This window comes from Paenarthrobacter sp. CM16 (assembly GCF_013179505.1).
In the GTDB taxonomy this organism is placed as follows: Bacteria; Actinomycetota; Actinomycetes; order Actinomycetales; family Micrococcaceae; genus Arthrobacter.
Window position 1 is genome coordinate 1 of record NZ_JABMCX010000334.1, and the last position, 4,653, is coordinate 4,653.

Below are 4,653 nucleotides of genomic sequence, written 5' to 3' on the forward strand. Positions count from 1 at the left end.
CGCGCTGGTGGGCAAGTTGTCCGCGTTGGCCGAGGGCAAGGCCAAGTACTCGCTGATCTGCAACGCCGACGGCGGCATCATCGATGACCTCATCACCTATCGCCGGCCCTCTCCCGAAGACGGCGTGGACAGGTACTTGGTGGTCCCCAACGCGGGCAACGCGAAAGTGGTGGCCGCGGCGCTGTCGGAGCGCGCAAGCGGATTCGACGTCGTGGTGGAGGACGCTTCCGCCGAGACTTCGCTCATCGCTGTGCAGGGGCCCACCGCGGAAGCCATCCTGCTGACGCTTGTCCCGGCAGAACAGCACGCGCTGGTCACCGGACTGAAGTACTACGCGGCGGTGGAGGTGCCGGTAATGTTCGACGGCGGCACTGAGCACCTGCTGCTCGCCCGGACCGGATACACCGGCGAAGACGGGTTCGAGATCTACATCTCCAACGTTGACGCCGCCGGCCTGTGGGAAGCGCTGCTGGAAGCAGGCGAAGGCCACGGCCTGATCCCGGCCGGCCTCGCAGCCCGCGACTCCCTGCGCCTCGAAGCCGGAATGCCCCTGTACGGCAACGAACTTTCCATCCACGTCAACGCCTACGCCGCAGGCCTTGGCCCCGTAGTTTCCCTGGCCAAGGAAAGCGACTTCATTGGCCGGGAGGCGCTCTCTGCCATCAAGGCTGCCGGCGTCGGATCAACGTTGGGCCAGAAGCTGGTAGGCCTCAAAGGGGCCGGACGCCGTGCCGCCCGCGCCCACTACTCGGTCCTCAAAGACGGCTCGCTGATCGGCGAAGTCACCTCAGGCCAGCCGAGCCCCACGCTCGGTTACCCGATCGCCCTGGCGTATGTCGACGTCGAGCATTCCGAGCCGGGCACGATCGTCGAGGTTGACCTGCGCGGCAAAGCCGAGCCGTTCGAAGTCGTGCCGCTGCCGTTCTACAAGCGCCAAAAGTAGCCCGGCGGGAGTGACTTGGTGCCGCACGCCCGGCGGGAGTGACGTCCTCCGCGGGCTCGGTTGCAGAAGCGCCCGCTGGGCGGACGCGATGCTCCCTTGGACGCCCGCTTCCGGATGTCGCTCCCGCAGGGGCTTTGTTGCCGAAAGTCACTCCCGCAGGGGCTGCGGCGCTGTTTGAACCCCTAAGCGCTGGGGATGGGGCAACCTGCCGCGGGTGATCTTGAAAAGTTTTCAGTTAGTCAGAGAAGGAGTTGGGATGAGCAAAGTAGTTGCTGGATTGAAATACTCGGCTGAGCACGAGTGGGTTGCCGTTGATGGTGATGGGGCCGTGGGGATTGGGATTTCCGCGGTGGCCGCCGACGCCCTGGGCGACATTGTGTACGTGGACCTGCCCGAGATTGGGTCCACAGTGACGGCCGGCGAGACGTGTGGCGAGGTGGAATCGACCAAGTCGGTATCGGACCTCTACTCGCCCGTGACGGGGGAGGTGACCGAGATCAATGACGCCGTAGTTACCGATCCGGCCCTGATCAACAACGATCCCTATGGCGCGGGCTGGCTGTTCAAGGTGGCCGCCACGGACGAAGGGCCGCTCATGTCGGCCGAAGAATACGCTGCAACGAACGGTGGAGAACTGTGAACCCTGTATCGGTGACTGAATACCAGCAAGTGGTGTCGGCGTCGTTGGACGCCCAACTGTCAGAGCTGGATCCTGAGATCGCGGCGAAGATCGACGACGAACTGGGGCGCCAGCGCGACGGCCTGGAAATGATCGCCTCCGAGAACCACACGGCCGTGGCTGTGATGCAGGCGCAGGGTTCGGTGCTGACCAACAAGTACGCCGAGGGCTACCCGGGCAAGCGCTATTACGGCGGTTGCGAACACGTTGACGTGGTGGAGCAACTCGCGATTGACCGCATCAAGACCCTGTTCGGCGCTGGATTCGCCAACGTCCAGCCGCACTCCGGCGCCCAAGCCAACGCTTCGGTAATGCACGCGCTGATCAAGCCGGGCGACACCATCATGGGCCTGAACCTGGCCCACGGTGGCCACCTGACCCACGGCATGCGCATCAACTTCTCCGGCAAGCTCTACAACGTGGTCCCCTACGGAGTCCGTGAGGACACCCACACCGTGGATATGGCTGAGGTTGAATCTTTGGCGCAGGAGCACAAACCAGCATTGATCGTGGCCGGCTGGTCCGCCTACGCGCGGCAGCTGGACTTCGCCGAATTCCGCCGGATCGCCGACTCCGTGGGTGCCTACCTGATGGTGGACATGGCCCACTTCGCCGGCCTGGTTGCCGCGGGCCTGCACCCCTCGCCGGTCCCGCATGCGCACGTCACCACGTCCACCACCCACAAGACCCTGGCCGGTCCGCGTGGCGGGATTATCCTGTCCAACGATGCCGACATCGCCAAGAAGATCAACTCGGCCGTGTTCCCGGGCCAGCAGGGTGGACCGCTGGAGCATGTGATCGCGGGCAAGGCCGTTGCGTTCAAGATCGCCGCCTCCGAAGAGTTCCGTGAGCGACAGGAACGTGTCCTCGCGGGCTCGCGCATCCTGGCCGAGCGACTGGTCCAGCCCGACGTCGCCGCGAAAGGCATCAGCGTAGTCTCCGGCGGCACCGACGTGCACCTGGTCCTCGTAGACCTTCGCAACTGCGAACTCAACGGCCAGGAAGCCGAAGACCGCCTCGCCGCCGTCGACATCACCGTCAACCGCAACGCCGTCCCCTTCGACCCCCGCCCGCCCATGGTCACCTCCGGCCTCCGGATCGGGACGCCTGCGCTGGCTACCCGCGGGTTCGGGGAAGCGGCCTTCCGCGAGGTTGCGGACATCATCGCCGAAGTATTGATCGCCGACGCCGACGCAGACCTTTCCGGGTTGAGGCACCGTGTTGATGTCCTCGCGAAGGCGCACCCGCTGTACTCGGGAGTCGCGAACCTGAGCTAGCCGCTCGGTTGCGTTGGCCGATGGGCCTGAAGTCCTCCGCGGGCTCGGTCGCCTTCGCCCGTTGGGGCCGACATCCTCCGCGGGCTCGGTCGCATAGGCATCCGCTGGGCGGATGCGATGCTCCCTTGGACGCCCGCTTCCGGATGCCGGCCCCAAGGGGGCCCGCCGGGTTGCACAGAGTCGGGTTGCACAGAGTCGGGTTGCACACAGTCGGGCTGCAGGAGATGGGGCACGACTCGCGGGTTCGCTTGTTTGTGAATGGATCCAGCTTCCGGGGGTGCTCCTAGGGCGTCCGGTTGGTTGGGGAGTGGGCGTCTGGGGCCGGTTCGGGGGTTTGCTGCGGGATGTGCCGTGCGCACGGCGTGCTTGGCAGCGAAGCGTCGAAGTGGCGAAAGGTTGGGGGTTTTGTGGGGTCCGCTCCGTTTGTTGGGGGCGGGGCGGGTTCTATTTTTTGTTTATTGAGTGAGGAAAAACCATGGCCGTTGGGGTCTTTGATCTGTTTTCCGTGGGTATTGGTCCGTCGAGTTCTCATACTGTGGGGCCGATGCGGGCTGCCGCAGTGTTCGCTGGTGAGTTGAGGGACGCTGGTGTCCTGGGTTCGGTGGCTTCGTTGCGGGTTGACCTGTATGGGTCCTTGGCTGCGACGGGTCGTGGTCACGGGACCATGACGGCGACTTTGTTGGGCTTGGAGGGTTACCATCCTGAGCTGATCCTGCCTGAGGAGGTGGAGGCGCGGTTGGCTGCTATTGCTGAGACGGGTGTGTTGAACCTGGCTGGTGCCTCGGGTGAGGGGGCGGAGTTGCCGTATGCGGTGGAGGATATGGTGTTGCATCCGTTGACGGTGTTGCCGCGGCATACGAACGGGATGAAGTTTGCTGTCTCTGATGCTGAGGGAAACATCGTGCGGGAGACGACGTTCTTTTCGGTGGGTGGTGGGTTCATTGTCCGTGAGGGTGAGGAGAACGCCGCTCAGCAGGAGTTGGAGGAGTCGAAGAAGGAGTTGCCGTTGCCGTTTAGGACGGCGGCGGAGTTGTTGGGCCGGTGCCAGTCCAAGGGTTTGGGCATCAGCGAGATCATGTTCATTAATGAGCGTGCGTCCCGGTCCGAGGAGGAGATCCGGGAGGGTTTGCTGCATATCTGGTCCGTGATGGAGGCCTGTGTTGAGACGTCCTTGAAGCGTGAGGGTGTGCTTCCTGGCGGGTTGCGGGTCCGTCGTCGTGCTCCTGATTGGTTGGAGCGGCTCCTGAAGGAGGATAAGGACCGGAACGATCCGAAGTATTGGCAGGAGTGGGTGAATCTGATCGCGTTGGCGGTCAATGAGGAGAACGCCTCGGGCGGGCGTGTGGTGACGGCGCCGACCAATGGGGCTGCGGGGATCATTCCGGCGGTGTTGTATTACGCGTTGAATTATGCGCCGGGGATGGATAAGGCTTCCCAGCAGGATCGGGATGATGTGGTGGTGAAGTTCCTCCTGACTGCCGGTGCTGTGGGGGTTTTGTATAAGGAGCAGGCGTCCATTTCGGGTGCTGAGGTGGGGTGTCAGGGTGAGGTGGGGTCGGCGTCGTCGATGGCTGCTGCGGGGTTGGCTGAGGTGATGGGTGGTACGCCGGGTCAGGTGGAGAACGCGGCGGAGATCGCGATGGAACATAACCTGGGGTTGACGTGTGATCCGATCGGGGGGTTGGTGCAGATTCCGTGTATTGAGCGGAACGCGATTGCTGCGGCGAAGGCGATCAACGCGGCGAAGATGGCGT

The 4,653-nt window shown here is 63.9% G+C and carries 4 protein-coding genes; all 4 read left to right on the forward strand.

All coding sequences use genetic code 11. From position 1 onward, the window contains the following. Window positions 1–943: glycine cleavage system aminomethyltransferase GcvT (gcvT, locus tag HP499_RS21000; RefSeq protein WP_172326063.1), on the forward strand; the 943-nt coding region annotated here is incomplete at its 5' end. A 256-nt stretch (window positions 944–1,199) separates the two neighbouring features. Continuing rightward, a complete protein-coding gene (gcvH, locus tag HP499_RS21005; protein ID WP_172326064.1) occupies window positions 1,200–1,583 on the forward strand; it encodes a glycine cleavage system protein GcvH in 384 nt (127 codons plus the stop codon). Next, complete coding sequence (gene glyA / locus HP499_RS21010) at window positions 1,580–2,899, forward strand: serine hydroxymethyltransferase (protein WP_172326065.1); 1,320 nt, start codon at window positions 1,580–1,582, stop codon at window positions 2,897–2,899. Before gcvH ends, glyA begins: the two co-directional genes overlap by 4 nt. Window positions 2,900–3,374: 475 nt before the next feature. After that, window positions 3,375–4,653 (forward strand): L-serine ammonia-lyase (locus HP499_RS21015; RefSeq protein WP_172326066.1); only part of this gene is annotated, 1,279 nt, incomplete at its 3' end.

Coding starts and splice junctions, on each gene's coding strand:
- gcvH (WP_172326064.1), top strand. CDS start 1,200: ATGAGCAAAGTAGTTGCTGGATTGAAATACTCGGCTGAGCACGAGTGG.